This is a genomic window from Collinsella sp. WCA1-178-WT-3 (M1) (assembly GCF_009696325.1).
Classification (GTDB): domain Bacteria; phylum Actinomycetota; class Coriobacteriia; order Coriobacteriales; family Coriobacteriaceae; genus Collinsella.
Genome location: NZ_VUME01000003.1, coordinates 42,744 through 64,887, shown reverse-complemented (window position 1 = coordinate 64,887; position 22,144 = coordinate 42,744). Strand labels below are relative to the sequence as shown.

Genomic DNA, 22,144 nt, shown 5'->3' with positions numbered 1-22,144 from the left:
TTTGCGGCTTGGGTGCAGACCGCGCTGGTACCGTGGTTGGTCGCTATTCGCAGATGTGGCTCATGCCTTGGTTGAGCATGGTGTAGACATGATCGTCGGCGAGCGAGTAGAGGATATTGCGCCCGTCGCGCCGGAATTTAACCAGGTGCGACTGTTTGAGCGTGCGCAGCTGGTGCGACACCGCGGACTGCGAGGTCGCAGTCGCTTCGGCAATGTCGGCCACGCAGAGTTCGCGGCCCATGAGAGCGTAGAGGATCTTGATACGCGTGGTGTCGCTGAAAACCTTGAACAAGTCGGCAAGGTCGTACAGCAGCTCCTCGTCGGGAAGGTCCTCGGGCGAGCAAGTGGTGGGGATGTCGGGCACGATGATGGTGTCGATGTCGGTCCTTATTTCATCGGCGTGTTCGCTCATTGCAATATCCTTTCATATGAACATGTGCTCATATAACTTACTTCCGAGTATATGAGCGCATGTTCATATGTCAATATAATTTGCGAAATTTATTGCTGTCGATTGGCCCCAGAGGCGGCTAAGGGCATTGGTTGGTGCTGATAAGGCCGCCGATGCCAACGTGGGTATCCCGGCGACGTGCAAAAACGGGAGTTTTCAGCATCGACGAGGGGTTATTTATTGCATGATACGGCGTCGTTTGCCGGCACAGGGCTTTACTGGAGTGCAAATGGCAATAGATATTCCCCAGCTGTTGCCTAACTTACATCGAAAACAGCGGCTTCGGTGCAAAATGGGGCAATTCGGCCGCCCTCGGATACTCGGCTCTGCTGAAAACTCCCGTTTTTGCACGTCGCCGGGGTACCCACCCTGTCAGTCCGCCTCTGTTCTGGCCCCGTACACCCTGCCTTCGGGTGTGGAGGTGCTTGTTTGGGCGAACTCCGGGCAATCCAGCTCGATGACTTGCATGTCGTCGATGGCCGGGACATTGTTGATCGTCGGGTCGTCCAGCGAGATGCCCTCGAGCACTGCGCGCTCGAGCTCAAGTGCATTACCCTGCGCTGCGTCTTGACGGAGGAGCTCCTCAATACGCTTCTTTTCCTCGATAAATCTCCTGAGCACAAATTGTCGCAGCTCTTCTTGCTTGATTGCGAAATCTTTGGGCAGGCGCGATGGGCGAATGCCCTCCTTTCGCTGGATTGCCTCCATAACCCTGGCGAAGGCGCTGGCGTGCATAAAGGAATAGCGACTGACGGTAATGATTCCGTAGCCCATGGACGCCAGCGCGTTCTTGCGCTCTTCGTCAATGGCGCGGTCTTCTTCGGCATCGTGCTGAAATCCGTTGTATTCGATGTCGGTTCGGGACCGCTTGAGATATGCATCCATATAGAACTTTTCGCGCCGCGTGAGATTTTTTGCAGCAGCTGTGACCTTTACTTCGTAGTCGGTCTCGATCTCGCTAATGCCAAGACCGCCCTCGCGCCTGGGTAGCGTGAGCATCATGACAAACGCCGTTTCCATCGGCGATCGGCATCCGTCCCGCACGCATTGGATGGCTTTTCGGGCAAGTTCGAGGCCCTTGCAGTCGATGAGGGAGTTAAAGAAGTGTTTGAGGCTCGAAGTCGAGGTGAGCGCGAAGCGCTCGGTATAGGATGTCGAGGCATCGTGCCCAAGGGAATAGGCGCCACACAGTTCGAAGTAGTACTCCACAAGTTCTCGAAAGGGAAGATAGGTTGCGGCCTGAAGCGCACAGAGTTCGACGCCGACAATATAGATGTCGTCGGCAAGCTTGATAAAGCGCGAGCTCGCGAATCGCTTGGATGATACGTGGCACTTGCAGCCCGTCATGCTGCGCACGTTTGCGCGCTCGAACACCGTTGTATCGAGCGGGGCATCGTTATCCAGAGCGACGTTGTGCCTGGCGAGCCAGTCGGCGGCAGAGTCGAGCAGCTCCTTGCTGGGGCGCGCCCCGTAGATCTTGGCAGGGCTGCATGGCTCGGTGCCAATTGCGGATACCGAGTATGCGGCTTGGTAGACCGCTTTTGCCGTGTTATGTGAAAGTACGATACTCATACAGATAGCATGGCAGACCAGGCAGCGGGGTTCGCAATGAACGCCAAGGCAAAATATCGCGGCATAACAAAAGCTGTCCAAGCGCTTGACGTCAATGATGGAGAAAGATGCTATTTGGAGCATTGTCGCAGCTCGCTGGCTACGCAGACCTCCACAACTGATGCTGGTCAGCATCGTTTTGATGCAAAGACGGCGTCAACAAAAATGTGCAATTTGGCTTGAACATGCGCAAATGAAGTTCTTGGTTATGCGGAGGCTAGACATCGGGGGCTGGAGGGCCGCGTTGTACGGCGCGAAAAACGGGCCGATATCCGCTTGGACATCGGCCTGTTTTTGCGCCGCTTGAGAGGAGCGCCTCGGCGTGTCGCTTTTGCGCGGGGCGCTATGGTCCGGCAAGTATTGCTCGCGAATGGCGCCTCTGCTTGGCAATCTACTTGGCAAACAGGTTCTTGAGGTTGAACTCGGCCTGCACCGTGCGGAGCATGAGGTCGGTGTCGTCGAGGCCCAGGTGCTGCTCGTTGGCGTCGGGCGCGAGGGTGCCGCGACGGCGTGCCCAGTTCTCGAGTGCGGCGGGTGCGGACTCGCGGGGGAGCGAGCGAACGTCGGCGTCCAGGCTGCGGCAGATCTGGCGCGAGTCGATGACGATAATCTTGCCGGCTCGGCGCGCCTCGGCATAGCCGTCCAGATGGATCTTGAACCAGCTGTCCTCAAAGGCGGCGTTGTGCGCCATGTACGGGTATTTCTTCATGAGCTTGAGCAGCTGCTTTTGCAGCTCCTTGTTCTCGCGGAAGGGCGTTTTGCCGTCGATGTCGTCCCAGGTGATGTGATGGATATTCGACAGCGGCACATCTTCGCCGCGGTAGATATCGGGCAGGCCGCAATAGTGTGCCTCGGCGTCGTGCGGGACGGCGTCGCTGGTGAGCTCCATGATCTCCCAGCCCACGTTGATGATGTAGCCGCGCTCGGGTGCACGGCCGGTGGTCTCGATGTCGATGCCGAGCACCGTGCCCTGGATGGGCTTGCGGGCGTACGCCACGCCGAGCGCATCGCGGTCGCCGCGGATCTCGCGCATGACGGACGCGGCGGTGCGCTTTTGCATCTTGCCGATGCCGGCGCAGGTATCGGCGTCGGACAGGCCGCGCGAAAGCGTCGCGGGCGTCACGTTGCGCAGGCGCGCCTCGCCAATCTGGTCGCATAGGTCGCGGTTGCGGTCGGCCAGGTCGCGCACGGTGGCAAAGTCGAAGCCAGGGTCGCCCTCGGCGGTAAAGTACTCGGTCTCGAGCACCTTGAGGGCCTCTTCGCCTTTTTGACGCTCGGACTCCATGGCACCGTGATCGCCATAGATGAACATGGGGATAAACGGCTGGCGCTCGTATTCGAGTGCTTGCGAAACGTTCATATACTGCTCCTTGGACGGGCCGCGTCGTGCGGCTCGGGGTCATTGAGATGTGGCGAGATGATAGTTTACCACAGGCAACTATTGGCATCACGCCTAGGACAACTACAATACCCTAGTTGACCGCTAGGACTTTTACAATGCTGCCGAAAGACACGAAAGGTTCCATCCGTCATGGATTTGCTGATTGATATTTTGCTCGACGCCGGCAAGGACACGCTCTCGCTGGTGCCGTTCTTGTTGGTGACATATCTGGCCCTCGAGACGCTGGAGCATGTGGCGGGCGATCGCGTCAACGGCGCCATCAAGCGTGCCGGCGCCGCTGGCCCCGTGGTTGGCTCGTTGCTGGGCATGGTGCCGCAGTGTGGCTTTTCGGCGATGGCGGCAACGCTGTACGCCGGTCGCGTCGTGACGTTGGGCACCCTGGTGGCGGTGTTTCTCTCGACCTCCGACGAGATGCTGCCACTGCTGCTTGCCGAGCAGGTTCCCGTGCAGACTATGGCGATGCTTTTGGCTTCGAAGGCGCTGATCGCGCTGGTCACGGGCTTTATCGTGGATGCCGCCATTCGCGGCCTGCGTCGCAACGCCCGTGCTCATGCGGCGATCCGCCGTACCGTGTTGGGAACCGCTGCCAATCCGGCGCACGTTAACTGCGCGCATGACGATCACAGCGGCGGTGACATCATCGACGAGGTGGCCGAGGCGGGCGTGAGCGCCGACCACATCCATGAGCTGTGCGAGCGCGACCATTGCGGTTGTGATGAAGACGAGGACGAGCGTGACCACGGACATGGCCACGACCACGGACACGAGGGCGAGCACGAACACCACCACGGTCACTCCCACTCACACAAAGGCGCGCCTGTCCTGTCGATTATCCGCAGCGCGATTTCGCACACCGTGCAGGTTTCGGTATTCATTTTCCTGGTGACGCTGGTCCTAGTCGCCGTGCTCGAGACCTTTGGCGAGTCCGCGATCGAGCAGTTCCTGCGCGGCAACGAGACGCTTGCTGTCCTGGGTTCGGCGCTTGTCGGCCTCATTCCCAACTGCTCGGCGAGCGTGGTCATTACGCAGCTGTATCTGGAAGGCGCGCTGCAGCTGGCACCGATGCTCGCCGGCACGCTCATTTCTGCCGGCGTGGGTTACCTGGTGCTGTTCCGCACCAACCGCAGCGCCCGCGAAAACGCCGTGTTCCTGGTCATGATGTACGTCATCGGCGCGGGCTGGGGTCTTATCCTTTCCGCCTTTGGCCTCTAAGTAGATGTTTGAGGTATCCCCTAAAAACTGGGGCATGCCTCAAACATCTACCGCCATGACCGGCGTTGGATGCGCACCAATCGCCAAAACAAAAAGGTAGATTTTTAGGCATGTCCCAAAAATCTACCTTGGTTAGCGCAGCAGGTCGGTGAGGTTGCGCTTAAAGCGGGCGCGGTCCTCGCTGGTGAAGGCTGCCGGTCCACGGGTGCGACCGCCGGCGCGGCGCACCTTCTTTTCTTCGTGACGAATAAACAGCTGCATATCGATGGTGGCTTTGTCGTACACGCGCCCGCGCACGCCGATGGCGGCGGCATCGCGACCGAGCACCATGCTGGCCAGGCCAATGTCCTGTGTCACGACCACATCGCCTGCCTGCAGACGCTCGATAATGGCAAAGTCGGCGCTATCGGCGCCCACGCTCACGTCGAGCGTTGTGACCCAAAAGCCACGTCGCGCGTGCTCGGCATCGCGCGGGTCGTCACGGCGAATGTGCCGCTCCAGGTTTTGCGTGCTGTTGCCGGCGACAACCACGGCAACACCCGCCCGTCGCGCGCAGTCGATCGACTCACGCGTGACCGGGCAGGCGTCGGCATCAATAAACAGCGTTCGCGGCATCTAGTGCACCAGCTTGCCAAAGCGGATAGCGCGAATAACCAGCGTCACGCCAAACACCAGGAGCGCAGCGCCGGTAAAGATGACGAGCATCTTTGCCGACCACAGCGGATAGATGAACACGAACACGCCGGCGATGATGGAGAGCGCGCCGCTCAGGATGGCGAGGGCGCGGTTGGAAGAAAGCTCGGACTCCAGAATCGACATGATGCCCTCGACAATCCAGCCAAAGCCGGCCACGACCACCACAAGCGTGCTGAGCGTCGCGGTCGAAAGCGCCTGGTTGCGCAGGATCACCACGCCGCCCAAGATGATGAGCAGGTTGGCGAGGATGCTCGTGACGCGCCAGCCGGCGGGCAGCAGCGGCTCAAAAATGGCGGTGAACAGTCTGACGCCAGCCGTGATCACAAAGTAGAAGCCCAGTACGGTCGTCAAAAAGACGAGGGTCTTAGCGGGTGCAAACAGCAGCGCGATGCCGGCGATGAGCGCGATGACGCCCGTGGCGCCGTAGATCCAGCGCACGGCTTTAATCGCCTTGCCTGCCATGCTTTTCTCGTCAAATCCAAACAGACTCGATTGCCGGTCGTCATTCTTAAAGATGCCCATGAGGCCTCCTTTCCGTGCGGCGTAAGCCGCGATCGTTACAACCAGTATCGCCTAAAGGCGCTGGCGTATGGGCCGGGGAGGGCGAAACGCAACTCAAAGGCCCCGATTTGTTTCCGTTGTTCCCCACGTTGCGATTTTCTATTCAACAGGTGTAGAACATTGCAGCTCTGTTCGTTATTGCCTGCGTTTTAGGTTAGATTTTCCTAAGAACAATTGGCTTTTTGGGGGTCCCTATGAACGAAGCAGTTCCCGCGGTGCCGTCGAGCGCCGAGTCGATGGCAAAGCAGGGTTGCGAAAAGCTTGGCCTGGATGCGTTTGATGCGCTGGTCCGCCGCGCCCGCACATGCCGCCGTTTTGACGAGTCCATGCGCGTGCCGCGCGAGTTTTTGCTCGAGCTGGCAGAGCTGGCGCACCTGGTCCCCTGTGGCGCCAATGCTCAGCGCTTGCGTTTTCATGTGGTGAGCGGTGCCGAGGACTGCGCTCGCGTGTTTGACGAGCTTGCATGGGCCGGGGCGCTCAAGGACTGGCCGGGTCCTGTCGAGGGCGAGCGTCCGACCGGCTACATTGCAATTCTTGCCGAGCGCACCGTTCCCGGCAAGCCCGCCGCGCCTATCACCGAGGTCGACACGGGCATCGCGGCTCAGACGATGATGCTCGCCGCGCGCAGCGCAACGCCCGAGGTGGCGGCTTGCATGTTCAAGGCCTTTACGCCCCGCGCGATCGATGCGATGGGGCTCGACGGCGACAAGTACGAGCTCAAGCTGATCATGGCTTTTGGCGTGCCGGCCGAGACCCAGGTTATCGACGCGATCGATTCCAACCCCGACGGTTCTATTAATTACTGGCGCGACGAGGCGCAGGTGCATCACGTGCCCAAGCGTCCGCTTGCCGACGTGCTGGTGTAGTTGCGTCGTTGCGGCGCGATCCGGCGGCAAACTACCACAAAGGTGCCTGTCCCCTTTGTGGTGGTGCGAGGGGAGGGCGTGTGTCCGATCTGTATTTGGTTCGGCATGGGCAGACCGAGCTTAACGTGCAGAACATTTTGCAGGGCTGGCAAGACTCGCCGCTCACGGAGCGCGGGCGCGAGCAGGCACTGGCGACGCGCGCGGCGTTTGAGGCGCGCGGCATCTCCTTTGACCACGCGTATACGTCTCCGTTGGGTCGGGCGCGCCACACGGCCGAGCTGATCGTTGGCGAGGATCTTCCCATAGAGCCGGTCGATGATTTGCGCGAGTGGCGCCTGGGCACGCTGGAGGGCACATCAAATCGCGATATGCCGCCGCAGCCCTGGGGCGATTATCCGGTGGCCTTTGGTGGCGAGTCGGAAGGCGAGCTTCGGGCGCGCATGGTCGCGGCGCTGTCCCGTATTATGGCCCGACCGCAGCACGATCGTGTGCTTGCGGTCTCTCATGGCTCTGCCTGCCAGGAGTTTCTTAGATGCGTGACCGGCGGGGGAGAGCAGCCCGACAACGGTGCCGTGCTTCATTTTGGCTATTGCGACGGGGCGTTTTCGCTCCTTGATTGGTAACGAACGAAAGGACCCCTATGAACAAAGATCTGTATCTGGTCCGTCATGGACAGACAATATTCAACCTTAAACGCATTATTCAGGGATGGAGCGATTCGCCGCTCACGCAGTTGGGCTGCGAGCAGGCGGCGCGTGCCGGTATGTTCTTGCGTGCGCGTGGCGTTGAGCCCGATCACGCCTACACCTCGACGCTGCACCGCACCGAGCAGACTATCGCCAGCCTGTGGCCGGGCCTTGTCTACGAGCGTCTGGATGGCCTGCGCGAGTGGTTCTTTGGCGACTTTGAGGCCGAGCGCGTGATGCTGATGCCCGAGCGTCCGTGGCGTGACTTTTATCGTCAGTTTGGCGGTGAGGGCCAGATGCAGGTACGTGAGCGCATGGTGACGACGTTGACCGATCTTATGCGACGTCCGGACCATTCGTGCGTGCTCGCGGTGAGCCATGCCTCGGCCATCAAGGAGTTTTTGGACCACTCTAGGGGAGCGGTGGCCGACGAGCGCGAGCGCGTGCCGGGCAACTGCTCGGTTCTGCATTTTGCGTTTGACGATGCAACCGATACGTTTGAACTGGTCGAAGTCTTTACGCAGGAGGATTACGCGCGTGAGCTGGGGCTAGAGCCGCTCGTGGCGGCAGCGGGCCCGCGGCGTGGATGACGCTGGCGTTGCGGCGCGGTTTGCCGGCGTAATTGTTTGATGCGAAAGGGGCGGGGATGCATGCGCATGTATCCCCGCCCCTTGCTTGTTGAGCTGCCGAGTCTTTGTGCTGGGCGTTTAGGCCCCGTTAGAACCGTGCGATCTGGTGGGTGAGCAGACCCGTCGGAACCTGCGGCGCGCCACCGGCGACCTGTGCGGCGGGGAACAGCACGGCCACAGTAAAGTTGAACGGCTCTTTGCCCGTGTATGTGCCGGCTGCGCGGGCCTCATCGGCCAGCAACTGCGACGCCCCGGTCAGAGCGGCGGCGTAGGCGGGGTCATCGGCCAGCGCCGGCTCCGGTGCCTGATCGAGCATGGCTCGGATGGCGGCAACGGCGTCCTCGCGCTTGACCTCCCACACGCGATGCGTAATGCCGGTGGGGTCGGTGACGGCATAGAGCGACGCGCCCTCTTTGGCGGCGCCCAGGATGATATCCATGACGGGCGAGGCTTCGTAGGCGAGCGACACGGGGCGCGGCTGCACCTTGAGCCCGGCGATCGCGCGCGCGGCGGCGAGTGCGTCGACGCTCTCGGCGGCAGCCTCGTCGTTACCCGTCAGCACGTTAACCGGGCAGATCGCCACAACGCCCGTCACGCGCCCTGGCTCTCCGGAGCATTCGTACACGTAATACGCCGCGCCCGGATCCTTGAGCATGAGCCCATCGGCAATCGCACCGCGCAGGGCTTCGTTGCCGCTCAGGATGTCGCCCATCTGCGGCAGCGCTTCGAGCACTCGATCCTGAGCTGGGCGGATGCAGGGAAACGGAAGAGCTTTCATGGACAGTCCTAACGCGCGAGTCGGTTTGTTTGCGGCTTATTATGCCCCAACTTGGCTATTCGCGCCCTAGAGCGTGTTGTTGGCAAGCGCGATCAGCACCCGCTGGCAGCGAACGATATCGGCGTGGGGCACATATTCGTTGGGCTTATGGGCGAGCGCGAGCGAGCCGGGGCCATAGCTCATGCAGTTGCGGTTACCCGTCTTGCCGGCAATGACGGCAGTGTCGGTGTAGCCGGTAAAGAAGCCGACGGTCGTGTCCGCGCCTGACACGTCATCGGCGGCACGCTTGAGCGCGGCTAGAAGGGGAGAGACCGGATCGCGCTCGATGGCGGGGCGGTCGCCTGTCACGGTATAGCTTCCATGGCAACCGGGGACTGTGGCTTCGGCGCCGGCGATGGCCTGCTCTACCATGCGCGTCGCGGCGGCCGTATCGGTCGGCGGCGTCAGGCGCATATCGACCCAGACCTTGGCGCGGTCGGGCACGACATAGGAGCGGTAGCCGCCCTCGATCTGTCCAAACGTGATGGTCGAAGCCCCCAGCTCATCATGTGCGGGCAGCGCTGCAAACGCATGGCGCAGCGCACAGACGGCCTCGGCCATGGCGGCGATGGCATCCGCTCCCTTCCAGGGCTGGCTCGCATGCGCCGTGACGCCGGTCATCTCGATCTCGAACCACGTGCGACCCTTGTGCGCCACCTGAATCTGTCCGTCGGTGGGCTCGGTGTCCAGCACCCATTCGCGCGAGCCGACCCAGCCGGCATCGATGGCGGCCTCGGAGCCGCGCATAAAGTCCTCTTCGTCAACCGAGCAAATAAGCGAGAAGCCGCGGTGGGGCAGCTCGCCCTCTGCCGCCACGCGCTCGAGTGCGTGGACAAGCGCGGTAATGGCGCAAGCCAGGCCGCCCTTCATGTCGCAGGCGCCCCGGCCAAAGAGTTTGTCGTTGCGCACAACCGCCCCAAGCGGCGGCGTGTCCGCGTTCCAGCCATCTCCTAGGGTGACGGTATCCATATGGCAGATGTAGACGAGTCGCGCCTCATCGCTCACACCCGGCACGGTGACCATAAGGTTGCGGCGCCCGGGGAGTACTTCGAGCTCTGCAATCTGCACGGCATCGAGTGCAGGACTATCAAGCTGCGCCAGCTGCTGTTCAATGAGCCTCTTAATGAAGTGTTCGATCTCGCCTTCGTAGGCGCCCGGGTCCGAGCTATCAATCTTCACGAGCTCCTGCGTAAGCCGCCAGGCAAAGTTCTCATCAACCATATGCAACCTCACAATCAGTTTGCTTCCAAAACCGATTGTAAGCCACCTGGAGGATTCGCGACGTGTGCGTAGCAGTATTAACCGTTCGCAGGCCGAGCCATCGCGTTTGCCGTCCAGGCGGGTTTACAGACGACGCGGTGGGTACGTATCCTTCATGGACGACATGCTGTGCGACATATCTGCCTTTCGGTATCACCGGATACCTCCACAGGTCTTGGCAATAATGCCGGACCTGCCCGATTCTGTGGACGATCCGCGCAGGGAGCATCTTTGTGAACACCCGCTCGTCAAGCATTTCCTGGGCACTCCGCTACACGTGTTGGCGCAGGGCCTCTGCGGGCGCAAGGGCGGTCGAATTGTCAGGCATGTCTGGAACGGGGAGAGGCCGTTTGATTCCGTGCGGCAGACAGAGTTTGGCCTTGATGTTGCGTCCCCGCTCTTTACCCTGCTGACCCTGGCTTCCTCGGTCTCAAATGAGCGCCTGATCATGTGCATGTATGAGATGTGCGGCACCTTTGCCGTGTGCAAGATTGCGTCTCAGGTAAAGTCGGCACTTGAGCAGGCGTATGGGAGCCGGTGGGGTGACGCACGGTTGGGCTGGGAAAACGTAAAGGATGCCTCGGGGAATCCAACGGACCTGTGGAAACGACCGCCCTTGATTGAGCTCTCTGAACTTACAGAATTCGCCAATAAGATCCAGGGGCTCCGCGGTGCTAAATCGTTTACGCGTGCCGCGAAATGCATTACGGGGGTTGTGGCATCGCCGCTCGAGGTCCAGGCTTCGATGCTGTTTGGCCTTACGAGGTTGCGCGGCGGCGAAGGGCTGCGCCTTACCAATAACGTTGAGATTCGCATGACGCGCAGCGCCCGCCTGATTTCGGGGCTTGATAGGCGCTACGCCGATATCCTGCTGTCAAATAAGGACGGCAGCAGAGAGTGCCTGGTTGAATGTCAAGGTAAAGCCATTCACGGATCCATAGAATCCAAGATCTCGGACTCCGATCGAACGACGGCCCTTCAAGCGATGGGATATCCTGTCGTTCTGATGACCTATGGTCAGCTGGTCGACTCCGATGCCTTCCGCGTGGTGATGGAACTCATCATGTCCTATCTCGATGTGCCGTTGAAAGACAAGACGCAGCGGCAGCAGGAGCTCGAACGGCGGCTACGTGAGGAGATTTTTATCGATTGGGCGGGAATGTAGCTGTGCGGGTGGAAAACGGTCGCGCGGACTAGAGTTTTGGTCGCAAAAAGGTTTCAATTTTGCCTTTGGAGGGCCCTAAAAATGCTATCTAGAATAAGTTGTTTCGGAAAATAGACAGTCAACTTACATTCGGCACAGAGAGATCGATTTTTACCTACTAAAGTCCCTGATAAAGCTGTTTATCAAAGCAGGTGTGCTTAGTGATTTGGGCATGACTGTCGATTATCCGAAAAAACTTATTCTGGGTAGCATTTTCAAAACCAGCCGGAGCAACGAAATCGGTCCCCGTTTTGTGAAAACGGGGACCGAATGGGCTTCGTGGCTTGTCTGGCAGGCTTGGCGCCGACGCTACTTGATCACGCGTACGCGATACATCGACGGAATCTGCTTGAGCGCCTCGATGGTGCTGCTGTCCAGGTGCTCGTCGGTGTCGAACATGGTGTAGGCGTTCTCGCCGGCGGACTCGTTGGTCATACGCTGCACGTTGGCGTTGTCCTTGGCCAGGATCGCCGTGATCTGGCCGATCATGTTGGGCACGTTGGCGTGCAGACAGGCAATGCGGCTCGCGGCGCGCGCCTTGCCCATGCTGCAGGCGGGGTAGTTGACGCTGTGCGCGATGTTGCCGTTCTCCAGGTAATCCTTGAGCTCGCTGATGGCCATATCGGCGCAGTTGGCCTCGGCCTCGCCGGTGCCGGCGCCCGAGTGCGTGGTGATAAACGTATTGGGCATCTTGACGGTCTTGGGCGTGGCAAAGTCGCAGCTAAACCAGCTCAGCTTGCCCGCGCGCAGGGCTGCGTCGACGGCGTCCTCGTCAATGATGGTCTCGCGCGCGTAGTTGATGAGCACGGCGCCCGGGGCCAGTAGGTCGATCTGCTCGGTGCTGATCATGCCGATGGTGTCGGCCTTGCTGGGCACGTGCACGGTGAGGTAGTCGCAGCCGCGGCAGAGGTCCTCGAGTGTGCCCACGCGCTGCACCTCGCGGCTCAGCACCCACGCGTGCTCGACGGAAATGAACGGATCGTAGCCGTAGACGTCCATGCCCAGGTCGACGCAGGCGTTGGCGACCTTGGAACCCACGTTGCCCAGACCGATGACGCCGATGCGCTTGCCCTTGAGCTCGCGGCCCACAAAGGCCTTCTTGGCCTTCTCGGCGTCGACCTGAATCTCGGGGTCGTCGGCGTTGTCGCGCACCCAGTTCATCGACTGCACCACGCCGCGGCTCGAGAGCACCAGCATGCCCAGGACGAGCTCCTTGACGGCGTTGCTGTTGGCACCGGGGGAGTTAAAGACGACGACGCCCTTCTTGGCGTACTCCTCGATGGGGATGTTGTTGACACCGGCGCCGCAGCGGGCGATGGCGCGGATGCCCTCGGGCAGCTCGTAGCCGTGCAGGTCGGTGGAGCGCATCAGGATGGCGTCGGCCTCCTCGGCGGTGCCCACAAACTCGTAGCCCTCGCCAAACTCGACCTTGCCGTCTTTGGTTATGTCGTCGATGGTTTTGATCTTGCGCATGAAATACTCCTTAGCGGGTTTGTTTATAACAAGTGGTTTGAAGTGGCTGGTCGGCCCGCGGGTTGCGGGCTAGTTAGATCGCGGACTCAAACTATGCTGCGCTTCGAAGTCCTTCATGTACGAGGCCAGTGCCTGCACGTCTTCCATGGTTACGGCGTTGTAGACGCTCGCGCGCATGCCGCCCACCAGGCGATGGCCCTTGACGTTTTGAATCTGGTGCTCGGCCGCGCCTGCGACAAAGGCCGCGTCGAGTTCGGCGTCGCCGGTGCGGAAGGTGACGTTGGCGATGGAGCGGCTGCCGGCCTGCGTGGTGCCATGGAACAGCTCGCTGTGCTCGAGCAGGTCATAGAGCAGGTTGGCCTTGGCCCAGTTGCGCTCGGCCATGGCGGCTAGTCCGCCGGTCTGCTCAACCCAACGGAACACCTTGCCGCACACGTAGATGCCAAAGGTGTTGGGCGTGTTGAGCATGGAGCCCTTGGCGGCTTGGGTCTTAAGGTCCATGTACTGCGGCGTCTGCGCAAAGGCGGGGCCATCTGCGATGAGGTCGCCGCGCACGATAACCACGGTCACGCCCGCGGCGCCGGCGTTTTTCTGCGCGCCGGCGTAAATGAGCCCGTAGCGCTCAACGTCGAGCGGCTGCGACAGAAAGCAACTCGAGACATCGGCGACCAGCGGCACATCGCCGCAAGCGGGCAGCTCGTGGTACATGGTGCCAAAGATGGTGTTGTTCTGGCAGATGTAGACGTAGTCGATCCCGTTGCCCGCGGCCTCGGCGGCAATGCGCGCGTTGATATTGGCCATGGTGGGAATGCGGTCGAAATTGGTGTCCTTGGAGCTCGCGAGCAGCACGGCCTCGCCGTACTTGGCGGCCTCCTTGTACGCCTTGTTGGCGAAGTTGCCGGTCACGACGTAGCCGGCGCGGCCGCGGCGCATGAGGTTCATGGGGATGCCCGCAAACTGCAGCGTGGCGCCGCCCTGCAAAAACAGGACGCGGTAGTTGTCGGGGATGCTCAGCAGGCGGCGCAGGGTTGCCTCGGCGTCGTCGATGATCTGCTGGTACATGCTAGATCGATGGCTCATCTCGAGCACGGACATGCCGCAACCGCGGTAGTCCATCATCTCGTCGGCGATCTCGGCGAGCACGCTTGTAGGCAGCGCGGCCGGGCCAGCTGAGAAGTTGTGCACACGTGCCATCTTCTAGTTCCCCTCGTAGTCGTTTGAACGTTCGGGATACTTTAGCACAGTGGAGCGCCAGGCGCGACCGCATCACGGTAAAACTCGACTGCGCCGCTATGATTTACAGGATGGTTACATGGGGGAGAGGGCCTACTCCTCCGGCAAGTCCAGGTCTGCGAGCGATGGCATCAGGCTCTCCAGGCGTTTGATTTCTTCGTCGAACATGGCGTTGAGCTGTTCTTGCTTGACCTCGAGCTCGTTTTGCATGTCGGCTTCAGCGGCGGCGGACTTGTCTGCAAAGGCATTGAAGTCACCCTGCTTGCGCTCGAGGATCGACATGATGCGCTCGTCGATCGTATCCTTGCACAGCAGACGATAGACCAGTACATTGCGCGACTGGCCCATGCGGTACGCGCGCGAAATGGCCTGGTTTTCGATCGAGGGCTTGTACTGCGGCTCGCACAGCACGACGACGCTTGCCGACTGAATGTTGAGGCCCGTGCCGCCCGACTGAATCTGCGCCACCAGGACGGAGCCCGCGGGCGCCGCGTCAAACGAGTCGATAATCTGTTGGCGTTTATTGAGTGGGGTAGAGCCGCTAATGGGGCCGTAGCACGCACTTCCAAACGCCGAGCGCACCACGTCGATAGTGTCGTGGAAGAACGAAAACACCAGGACCTTGCGGTTTTCGTCCTTGGCATCGGCGACAATCTCGCGCAGGCGTTTGAGCTTGGACGAGTCGCTGGGGTCTGGGGCGTTCCACGACAGCCGTCGGATCTGCATCGGGTTTCGCATCCGCAGGGTTAGGTAGTACTGCTGGAGTTCCGAAGATCCCATCTGGCACCACTCGCTGTTTTCGATAAGGTCGGGCAGCTCCGAGAGCACGTCCTCGCGCTTGCGGCGGTAATAAACCGGTGCCAGGGCATCTCTAAACCCCGCCGAACTAAATCTGCTGGCGTATTTGCCCGCTTCACGCGCAGCCTTTTTGTTGAGATGCGACACAAGCCCGATCATCTCGTCGACCTTATTCTCGAGCGGCGTGCCCGACATAAATAACACGTGCTTAGCCTGCTTGCACAAGTTGAGCGTGTTGATGCTTCGCTTGGCGCTCGGGTTTTTAATGTAATGGGCCTCGTCGACTACGACTAGGTCGAGTTTCACTGACGGGTCCAGCTCAATATAGCTTGTGCTCTCATAGTTGGTGACGCCCACATCCAGCCCCGCCAGCCATGTCCTTGCATGGAGATCCTTCGCGGGCCCGTGGATTTTAATGCATGTAAGGTCGCTGTGCTTGTGCACCTCGCGCACCCAGTTTTCGAGAACACTAGCAGGGCAAACGACCAAGAACTTCTTGGCACCCTTGTTTTTGAGTGCGGTCATCACGGCGATGGCCTGGACGGTTTTGCCCAGACCCATCTCGTCGCCCAGCAGCGCATTGCCTTGGTGCAAGATGTAGCGGACGCCCCATGTCTGGTATGTACGGAGCTCGCACTTAAGGCCCGTGGTGTCGAACGACGTCGTTTTAATCTGGTTGGCGAGCTTCTCGGGCAGGCCATAGCCATTGGAAGTCGAAGAAAACGCCTTGGGCATCAGCTTTTCGAGTAGGCTATACACGCGGATAGGATCGGCCCCGAAGAGTTTCCACACGGTCTTTTCGTCCGGCTCGATTAGGCTCTGACTCGCATAGCCATTGACCTTCTCGAGCTCTGCGCCGTTGATAAGATCGTTGAGCTTTTCGTACGCGCCGTAAACCGTGTCGCGATCCTTGTAAAAGAGCCAGGTGTACGCATCGAGCGCCGGCAGAATCTGGCCTTGCAGCTCCGAAAGCTCTTCGGTAATGCGCGCGAGCGCAGCCTTGGCCTCGCTGAGCAGATCTTCGAGCTCAAAGTACTTATAGACTTCCTGGAGAAGTGCCGTGTCCTCTGGCTTTTTATTGTCAGGGGTCAGTTTTATCTTGCCGCTTTTGGCAAGCATGTCGACCTGCTGTTCAATGGCATCGACAATTCTGCCGGCAGCATTTTCGCTAATGCCGTTAATCTTGCTTAGTTCCCAACGCTGGTCATAGTTGTCCCAGGGCTGCCTTTCGCGCCCGCGCAATCTTCCGTACATAATCTTGCCGAGCGTTGTGTACCCGGCGTCTTTAAGGCACTTAACGCGAACGCCTGGAACTAGATCTTTAAGCATGTCGACCGATTGCTCCGAAACGTAGCGCTGAGCGTCGGCGTGGCGGACCTTGTCTACTTGTTTACGGATTTGGTTTTGGCTGCGCCTACGCTTTTCTTCCAGTTTGGTAATCGCGCGCTCGGGAATTTTGTCTTCGGCGCCATAGACCGCTGCTTCAATTTCGTTTCTGTTGGGCTTAGCGTCGGATGAGAAAAGGTCCTCGCCGGCGTCCTCGGCGATAACCCTTACGGCCCTTTGCTTGGTTTCCGGTCCAAGTGGGATGCTTGGGTCCATGCCGAGGATACTGTTCGCCTGAAGACGTCCATCTTTTATAAACTTGCTATTGGAGTTGTCTGTAAATTGCACGAGGCGTCGATACGCCGCTTCCGTCGTCTGCTTATCGGTGGCATTCAGCAGAAGCCAGCGGAGCCCTCCACTGTTTTGGCCTACAAGGCCGCAGGCATTCGGAATGTCGTGGGCGTCACGTATTGCGGATTCGTAGAGTTCGGCAAGTAAGGCGGACTTATAGTAGCGGGCGGCTAAAAAGAGCGCGTCGCGCATATGGGTACTCTTCGGTTTGGGTCGATAGAGCTTGCGGATTGCGTCGGCGCATTCATTCGCCACGCGTACGAGCTTTTTAACGTGTTGGTCGTCTTCTGCAAATTCGCCACGACAGTAGAGGTCGTATGCCGTCTTGATCTTCTGATCTGCCAACTTCTTTTGCGTGCTCGCCGGTGTTTGAAGGTCGGCGATTTTAATCCGTCGAAGTTCCTTGATTAGCGTGTCCGTTTTGGCTTGAGCGATCGCGTTCCTAAAGTTGTCGGGTCCGTATATTGTGGCCTTCGAAATAACCTCGATATCGCCCAATAGCTCCTGGGCCTTCGAGACGACGGCTTTTGCTTCGCTGGGGCTAAACGGTCTTGCCATTACGGACTCCTGAAGATGTGCGGACAAGTTGAGACGCGTGAGGCGCGCGGCGCGTCTGCGCGACAGGTCCATTTTAATTGCCTTGGTGCCAAGGAAAATGAAAGGGCCTTCAGGCGTACGCGATCGCCGTTCACCGATTAAAACTACCGCTCATCTGCATATGCACAGTTGATTTATTGCACAACAAAATGTTGCTAAACAAAAACGTTCGCAAGTGGCGTATGAAGTAATCATTGGCATAATTCTTCCTTTTTTCCAATACAGCTAGTGGGTTGTTTGGGGAATATCGGGGGTCGTTTCTGTATGGACAACAATGCTGTGAGTGCAACAAACATTTCAATGGACGTAAACGCGTACTACGAGTCGCTCATTCTGGATGCGGTCGCGCAGGCCGATGCCCCACTGCACGAAGCGCTGGTGCGCTCGAGCGTGTATCGCACCATCAATGACTCATACGAACGTGCACTAGCCCAACTAGTTATAGGTGGCGAACTTTTATACGCCAACGGCGAGTACAGCATGGCGCCCGGTGCGGCCAAGGAGGTGGCGGAACCCGCAGGGGAGCCGGTGGCTGCTGATGCCATTGAGCTTGAGGCTGTTAAAAGCGAAGGTGCCGAGGGCGAAAACACTGGGGACGAGGACGTTTACGGCACCGTTGTTGATGACGAAAACGTTGAGTCTGAAGAGGCTGCGCCTGAGGCCGCTGAGTGCGATGCCGAAGAGCCCGAAGCCACAGAGCCTGAGACACTTGAGCGCGCGGCGGCGCTGTGGGCCGACGACGCCGATATTGTAGAGCCCGAGGCCGTTGAATCCGTTACTCCTGAGGACCCTGCACCTATGGCTTATGGTCCCATTTCGTTGCGTGCAGATTCGACCCTTGTGCAGTTGAAGGTTAATGGGCGCAGTTGGCCTATCCCCGTTGCCGTGGGCGTTTCGTATGACAGGAAGCCGGCCGACGGTCTGTCTCTCATGGGATACGAGTCGCCGACGGAGCCTGCAGAGGTGGCGGACGAGCGGCAGGAGCCGGCTCAAGTCGAGCAGCAGGAGCCGGTGCAGCCTGAGTGTCCCAGGCTCACGCTGTCTTCCGAGCCGCAGCAGCTGGTTATTTCCTTCTCGGATGGCCTTGAGGCCGAGGCCGCCACCGAGCTCGAGCAGCCCGCGCTTGTGCTCGAGTCTGAACCCGAATCCATTAAAGAGACCGTGACCGTCGCGGACCCCGAAGCCGAGATTGCGCCCATTTCTGAATCCGAACCAGAGCTCGAACTTGAGCCCGGCGTCATGGCTGCATCTAAGTTTGAGCCTTCCGAGGACGCCGTTAAAAAGCTCGAGCGTCCCAAGTACCTGAGCGGCTGGGACGACCCGCGCTGTGTGTTTGATACCGAGACCCAGGTTGCCTTTCTCGACAAGCATGAGATTCACGATGTGTTTTGCCTTGTGCGCAAGTTGGGCAAGGCTGAGGACGAGACCTTACGCATTGCTTTCGAAAAGCATCTTACCGCCTATGCTTTGCCGCTATCTCCGCAGTATCGCGCGCAGGCGCCAGAGCTCGGCAGACTCTCGGGCAATGCGAGGCTGACATTTGACATCTATGGTAATCTGCGCAGCATTGGGCGTGATTACCGTGCCTACGCGAACATTAAAGGACCGATTAGCGAAACACTTAGCACGGTGTATACGAGTGGCGGCGCGCCGCTTTCGCTGTGGAACCTTTCGATTACTCCGGCAATTCAGCGTAAATTAAAATGGACCCTTAAAATCTACGACCTGCCTACGCTGCTCACCTACAATGCTACGGCGTTACGGAGAAGCGGCCTCACATCTTCTGAGGTTGGTTCGATTATCGATGCTTTAAATGAGTGGCCATCGGGTCGTTTGCAGCTGGGAAAAACCAAAGACGAAATGGAACTTGCCCGTCTGGCTGCAATAGGGGGCTGGTATCCAGCCGCTGGCACGCCGCTCGAGCGCGTCGAGGCAGTTAACCGTCTTGTCAGGGATACCATTAACCGTCTGCAGCGCGAAGGCCTTGCCGTAAACGAGCCTTCGTTCCGTCTACTCTTTTGTACCAGGCTGGCGGGTAGGCTTGCGACGGGCGCTAACGAAGAGGACGCTGTCAATTCGGCGCTCGCGAGTCTTAAAAGTGAATATCCCGCCTTTAGTGCAGCGGTAAAAACGTTTGAGCGTCTGAACTTTGAGCTGCCTCAGGATCAAGAAGATATTGAGGCCAGCAATACGGAATCTACCTGCGAAAATGCAAATTCGGCAGACGACGTTATTACGTCGGTCGATGAGGTTCAACCGGGCGGCGAGGTGGGTGCTCAGACGGAAGCGCTTGAAGCGCAGTCCGCTCACGAGTCTGAGCAGCCGCCGGTGCAAGATCTTACGCTGGAACAGGTGCTTAAGCTTGCCGTGGGCCAGGACATTGTAAAGTTCAATAGATGGTTCACGGATCTCGCATACCAGGACCGCATCCTGATGGGCTATATGCTCATCGATGACAAGCCGGCTCGCTGGATGGATAACCTTGGCAAGTCTGCTTGGAAAATCCGCGAGCGTTACGATGCCCTTATGGCGGGGCGACCAACGTTTGACGTCGATACATTTGGTCCGCTCTTTCATACGTATAAGCTTTCCGCCAAGGAGTTTTACGGCCTAACGCAAACCGCACAGCCTGCATTCCTGTATATGAAGCGCGTATACGGACAGGGCACCATCCCGCTTAAATATGCACAGGTCGATAAGGACCTTGCGCCGTCTGTATGCGATGTGGTTCGCGCGTACCTTGCGAGCATGGAAACCGAAAACGCTGACGAACCGGCCGAGGAGAAGGCCGCGCCGGTGGAGCAGGCTGTCGCGCCGACACCCGAGCCCGAGCCTGCGACCGAGCCCGAGCCCGATCCTGCGACCGAGCCCGATCCTGCGACCGAGTCCGAGCCTGCGACCGAGCCCGAGCCAGACCAGATGCCTGACCCTGCCGCTCTGGAGCCAGCTCCCGCCCCGGCCCCGGAACAGCCGGCAAAGCCCTTTACCAGCAAGGTCGAAGACCTCACCGGCAAAGGCCCTATGTCTATCGAGGCGTGGCTGGCGTTGCTGCCCAGCGATGATGCCAGCCTGTTACGCTGGATCTTTAGCGATAAGCCGCTTATGGATTACCCGCACAAGCCCGCTGGTCTTGGTCCGCTCCGTCAGCGTCGTGCCGACCTGCTGTGCAATCGGCCGCGCCTCGACGAGGACAAATTCGCCCCGTTGTACCAGCGTTATGACCTTACCGAGGATGCGTTCTGCAAGATTACACAGGCATCCCCGATGACTTTTGGCTACCTGAAAGCCGTCAAGGTATCGAATAAGTTTAGCCTGCGCCTTGCCGCCAACGATCGCTCGTTGCCGCAGGAATGGCGTGATAGGGCGGCGCAGCTGAATCGTCATTCTTCTGCCGGCGTGCTCCGAACGCCCGTAAGTGTCGAGAAGGACAACACCTCCCAGCTCGAGCAGATCGCGCGTAAAAAACTGGGCAATTTCTCCACGCGCGGTGCCGCGCTGCGTGCCTTTGCCGAGTCTGGAGCCGTTGATGAGTATCACGACCTTAAAGATTTCCGCAACAGGTACCAGCTGTTTTTGGAAGACAACAAGTGCGGTTACAAACAGATGCTTTCGTTGCCTTCCGAGGACATCAGATGTCTTAACGAGCTGCGTGGCACGCACATGTTCCTGGTGGCGCGCGCCAATAAGATTCGCGCCTACAAGGTCGACAGCCGCTTTACGTCCGAGTTGCGTCAGATCCTGACGCTCGCCGTGGGGCGCAATATCGAGTGCGGCGCGGGCCTCATCCTACGCGAGAATCAGGAGCTGTGTGACCTCTACGACGTGCGTGATGACGAGGAGCTCTACGAGATTATCCGCTCATTTGTGCGTCCGGGTTCGGTGCCCGGCTTGGAAATGGGCTCGATGCCGCTCATTCGTCTGGGCAAAACGGACCGTAAAAACCAAATGCTCGATGTGCTGCGAGATGCGGGCACCGAGCTATCGCGCGAGGAGTTTGCCCAGCGCTATGCGGACAAGTACTGCGTGGAAACGAGGACGGTCCGCGGCAACTACCTGCGCGACATGAACGCATATCTGCGCAACGGCCGCTACTCGTATGTCGAGAGCAACCTTACGGACGAGCAGCAGCAGTTCATCAAAGATATGGTGACCGAGGACTACGTCTCGCTACCGTATGTCGCAGCGAGTTTTGCTGCCAAGTTTGGTATCGCATCCGGGCGGCTCATTAACGATCAGTCACTGGCGCCTCTTGGTCTGGAAATCTCCAGGGACCTGATAGTCAAGGAAGGCGTGGACCTGCGTCAGTCGTTTACGAACCTGCTTATGTCGCGCGACAGCTTTGCCTACGGTTCCCCGGGCTTTGGCGACGAGGTCATCAACCATCCGGATTTTAGGAATGCCATTACACCGCTGCTGCGCAACTTTACCTTTATCGAGTGCAACCACGATTCGTTCATTTCGCTCAAGCGGCTGAACGAATCGACAGGTATTCGACGTATTGACCTGGGCAGCTACGCGTATTCCCTGTTTGCCTGCACAGAGCCTGACGTGCCGTTTACGGTGACGAGCCTGCGTAAGCAGGGCTTTATGCATAAGCTCCATGCCGTGGTCGATGAATGTGGTTTTGACAATACGTTTTATGACTCAATCGTTCTGTACGGCCTGGCTCATGAGCAAATAAGGCGTACCCGCTTTAGCGGAGTTTACATGTTCTGTCGCAAGGAGGGGGCGTTTTCGTCGGGCGACGCGGTCGAATACGTCGTGAGGCAAAAGGGGCCTATCGAGGTGGGGGACCTGATCGATGCGTTCCAGGATGACTACGGCGTCGTAATAACCGCAGCCGATATTAACCGAGCCGTCCAGGACAAGGGGCTGTTCTACAACGAGGACCTCGACATGGTCATGCCCAACAAGGAAGCGAATGCAGCTTACCTGAGCGAGCTGTATATCAAAAACAACCAATAGGAGGAG

General features: G+C 59.1%; 16 protein-coding genes. 6 read left to right on the top strand and 10 right to left on the bottom strand.

The window, feature by feature from the left end:
* Window positions 1–43: 43 nt before the first annotated feature.
* The 3 genes from FYJ40_RS02895 to FYJ40_RS02885 form a co-directional block, all read right to left on the bottom strand.
* The gene (locus FYJ40_RS02895) at window positions 44–412 is read right to left on the bottom strand and encodes a helix-turn-helix transcriptional regulator (RefSeq protein WP_154515754.1); all 369 of its coding nucleotides are present in this window, start codon (window positions 410–412) and stop codon (window positions 44–46) included.
* A gap of 411 nt (window positions 413–823) precedes the next feature.
* Window positions 824–2,023 carry a hypothetical protein gene (locus FYJ40_RS02890; RefSeq protein WP_154515751.1) on the bottom strand — a complete coding sequence of 400 codons (1,200 nt, stop codon included), beginning with the start codon at window positions 2,021–2,023 and terminating at the stop codon, window positions 824–826.
* Between the two features lie 430 nt (window positions 2,024–2,453).
* Complete coding sequence (locus FYJ40_RS02885; protein WP_154515748.1) at window positions 2,454–3,422, bottom strand: 3'-5' exonuclease; 969 nt, start codon at window positions 3,420–3,422, stop codon at window positions 2,454–2,456.
* Between the two features lie 171 nt (window positions 3,423–3,593).
* Here FYJ40_RS02885 and FYJ40_RS02880 point away from each other — a divergent pair, with 171 nt between their 5' ends.
* Complete coding sequence (locus FYJ40_RS02880) at window positions 3,594–4,676, top strand: putative manganese transporter (RefSeq protein ID WP_154515745.1); 1,083 nt, start codon at window positions 3,594–3,596, stop codon at window positions 4,674–4,676.
* Window positions 4,677–4,808: 132 nt separating this feature from the next.
* Here FYJ40_RS02880 and FYJ40_RS02875 read toward each other — a convergent pair whose 3' ends face one another.
* Together FYJ40_RS02875 and FYJ40_RS02870 are read right to left on the bottom strand one after the other, a co-directional pair.
* Window positions 4,809–5,291, bottom strand: a complete 483-nt coding sequence (locus tag FYJ40_RS02875; protein ID WP_154515742.1) for a DUF188 domain-containing protein — start codon at window positions 5,289–5,291, stop codon at window positions 4,809–4,811.
* Window positions 5,292–5,894, bottom strand: a complete 603-nt coding sequence (locus FYJ40_RS02870; RefSeq protein WP_154515739.1) for an HdeD family acid-resistance protein — start codon at window positions 5,892–5,894, stop codon at window positions 5,292–5,294. It abuts the gene before it with no gap.
* Between the two features lie 233 nt (window positions 5,895–6,127).
* Between FYJ40_RS02870 and FYJ40_RS02865 the strand changes: the two genes are divergently transcribed.
* The 3 genes from FYJ40_RS02865 to FYJ40_RS02855 all read left to right on the top strand — a co-directional run bounded on the left by FYJ40_RS02865 (window position 6,128) and on the right by FYJ40_RS02855 (window position 8,075).
* On the top strand, window positions 6,128–6,799 hold the full coding sequence (locus FYJ40_RS02865) for a nitroreductase family protein (protein WP_154515736.1): 672 nt from the start codon (window positions 6,128–6,130) through the stop codon (window positions 6,797–6,799).
* A gap of 80 nt (window positions 6,800–6,879) precedes the next feature.
* Complete coding sequence (locus FYJ40_RS02860; protein ID WP_370450578.1) at window positions 6,880–7,422, top strand: histidine phosphatase family protein; 543 nt, start codon at window positions 6,880–6,882, stop codon at window positions 7,420–7,422.
* Window positions 7,423–7,439: 17 nt separating this feature from the next.
* Complete coding sequence (locus FYJ40_RS02855; protein WP_154515730.1) at window positions 7,440–8,075, top strand: histidine phosphatase family protein; 636 nt, start codon at window positions 7,440–7,442, stop codon at window positions 8,073–8,075.
* Between the two features lie 127 nt (window positions 8,076–8,202).
* On the opposite strand, the gene FYJ40_RS02850 is transcribed toward FYJ40_RS02855, so the two are convergent.
* Window positions 8,203–8,892 carry a DUF1015 family protein gene (locus FYJ40_RS02850; protein WP_154515727.1) on the bottom strand — a complete coding sequence of 230 codons (690 nt, stop codon included), beginning with the start codon at window positions 8,890–8,892 and terminating at the stop codon, window positions 8,203–8,205.
* Window positions 8,893–8,958: 66 nt separating this feature from the next.
* On the bottom strand, window positions 8,959–10,152 hold the full coding sequence (locus tag FYJ40_RS02845) for a M20 family metallopeptidase (RefSeq protein ID WP_154515724.1): 1,194 nt from the start codon (window positions 10,150–10,152) through the stop codon (window positions 8,959–8,961).
* Between the two features lie 154 nt (window positions 10,153–10,306).
* On the opposite strand from FYJ40_RS02845, the gene FYJ40_RS02840 reads away from it, so the two are divergent.
* Window positions 10,307–11,356, top strand: a complete 1,050-nt coding sequence (locus tag FYJ40_RS02840) for a hypothetical protein (protein ID WP_154515721.1) — start codon at window positions 10,307–10,309, stop codon at window positions 11,354–11,356.
* A 348-nt stretch (window positions 11,357–11,704) separates the two neighbouring features.
* Here the strand turns inward: FYJ40_RS02840 and FYJ40_RS02835 are convergent, their stop codons facing one another.
* The 3 genes from FYJ40_RS02835 to FYJ40_RS02825 all read right to left on the bottom strand — a co-directional run bounded on the left by FYJ40_RS02835 (window position 11,705) and on the right by FYJ40_RS02825 (window position 17,134).
* A complete protein-coding gene (locus FYJ40_RS02835) occupies window positions 11,705–12,868 on the bottom strand; it encodes a phosphoglycerate dehydrogenase (protein WP_154515718.1) in 1,164 nt (387 codons plus the stop codon).
* A gap of 69 nt (window positions 12,869–12,937) precedes the next feature.
* Complete coding sequence (gene serC, locus FYJ40_RS02830) at window positions 12,938–14,062, bottom strand: 3-phosphoserine/phosphohydroxythreonine transaminase (RefSeq protein WP_154515715.1); 1,125 nt, start codon at window positions 14,060–14,062, stop codon at window positions 12,938–12,940.
* Window positions 14,063–14,194: 132 nt separating this feature from the next.
* On the bottom strand, window positions 14,195–17,134 hold the full coding sequence (locus FYJ40_RS02825) for an SNF2-related protein (protein ID WP_195838536.1): 2,940 nt from the start codon (window positions 17,132–17,134) through the stop codon (window positions 14,195–14,197).
* A 318-nt stretch (window positions 17,135–17,452) separates the two neighbouring features.
* Between FYJ40_RS02825 and FYJ40_RS02820 the strand changes: the two genes are divergently transcribed.
* On the top strand, window positions 17,453–22,138 hold the full coding sequence (locus tag FYJ40_RS02820; RefSeq protein WP_154515709.1) for a hypothetical protein: 4,686 nt from the start codon (window positions 17,453–17,455) through the stop codon (window positions 22,136–22,138).
* Window positions 22,139–22,144: the final 6 nt, after the last annotated feature.

Coding starts and splice junctions, on each gene's coding strand:
- FYJ40_RS02845 (WP_154515724.1), bottom strand. CDS start 10,152: ATGGTTGATGAGAACTTTGCCTGGCGGCTTACGCAGGAGCTCGTGAAG.
- FYJ40_RS02880 (WP_154515745.1), top strand. CDS start 3,594: ATGGATTTGCTGATTGATATTTTGCTCGACGCCGGCAAGGACACGCTC.
- FYJ40_RS02875 (WP_154515742.1), bottom strand. CDS start 5,291: ATGCCGCGAACGCTGTTTATTGATGCCGACGCCTGCCCGGTCACGCGT.
- FYJ40_RS02850 (WP_154515727.1), bottom strand. CDS start 8,892: ATGAAAGCTCTTCCGTTTCCCTGCATCCGCCCAGCTCAGGATCGAGTG.
- FYJ40_RS02885 (WP_154515748.1), bottom strand. CDS start 3,422: ATGAACGTTTCGCAAGCACTCGAATACGAGCGCCAGCCGTTTATCCCC.
- FYJ40_RS02865 (WP_154515736.1), top strand. CDS start 6,128: ATGAACGAAGCAGTTCCCGCGGTGCCGTCGAGCGCCGAGTCGATGGCA.
- FYJ40_RS02835 (WP_154515718.1), bottom strand. CDS start 12,868: ATGCGCAAGATCAAAACCATCGACGACATAACCAAAGACGGCAAGGTC.
- FYJ40_RS02890 (WP_154515751.1), bottom strand. CDS start 2,023: ATGAGTATCGTACTTTCACATAACACGGCAAAAGCGGTCTACCAAGCC.
- FYJ40_RS02895 (WP_154515754.1), bottom strand. CDS start 412: ATGAGCGAACACGCCGATGAAATAAGGACCGACATCGACACCATCATC.
- FYJ40_RS02840 (WP_154515721.1), top strand. CDS start 10,307: ATGGACGACATGCTGTGCGACATATCTGCCTTTCGGTATCACCGGATA.
- FYJ40_RS02825 (WP_195838536.1), bottom strand. CDS start 17,134: ATGGCAAGACCGTTTAGCCCCAGCGAAGCAAAAGCCGTCGTCTCGAAG.
- serC (WP_154515715.1), bottom strand. CDS start 14,062: ATGGCACGTGTGCACAACTTCTCAGCTGGCCCGGCCGCGCTGCCTACA.
- FYJ40_RS02870 (WP_154515739.1), bottom strand. CDS start 5,894: ATGGGCATCTTTAAGAATGACGACCGGCAATCGAGTCTGTTTGGATTT.
- FYJ40_RS02855 (WP_154515730.1), top strand. CDS start 7,440: ATGAACAAAGATCTGTATCTGGTCCGTCATGGACAGACAATATTCAAC.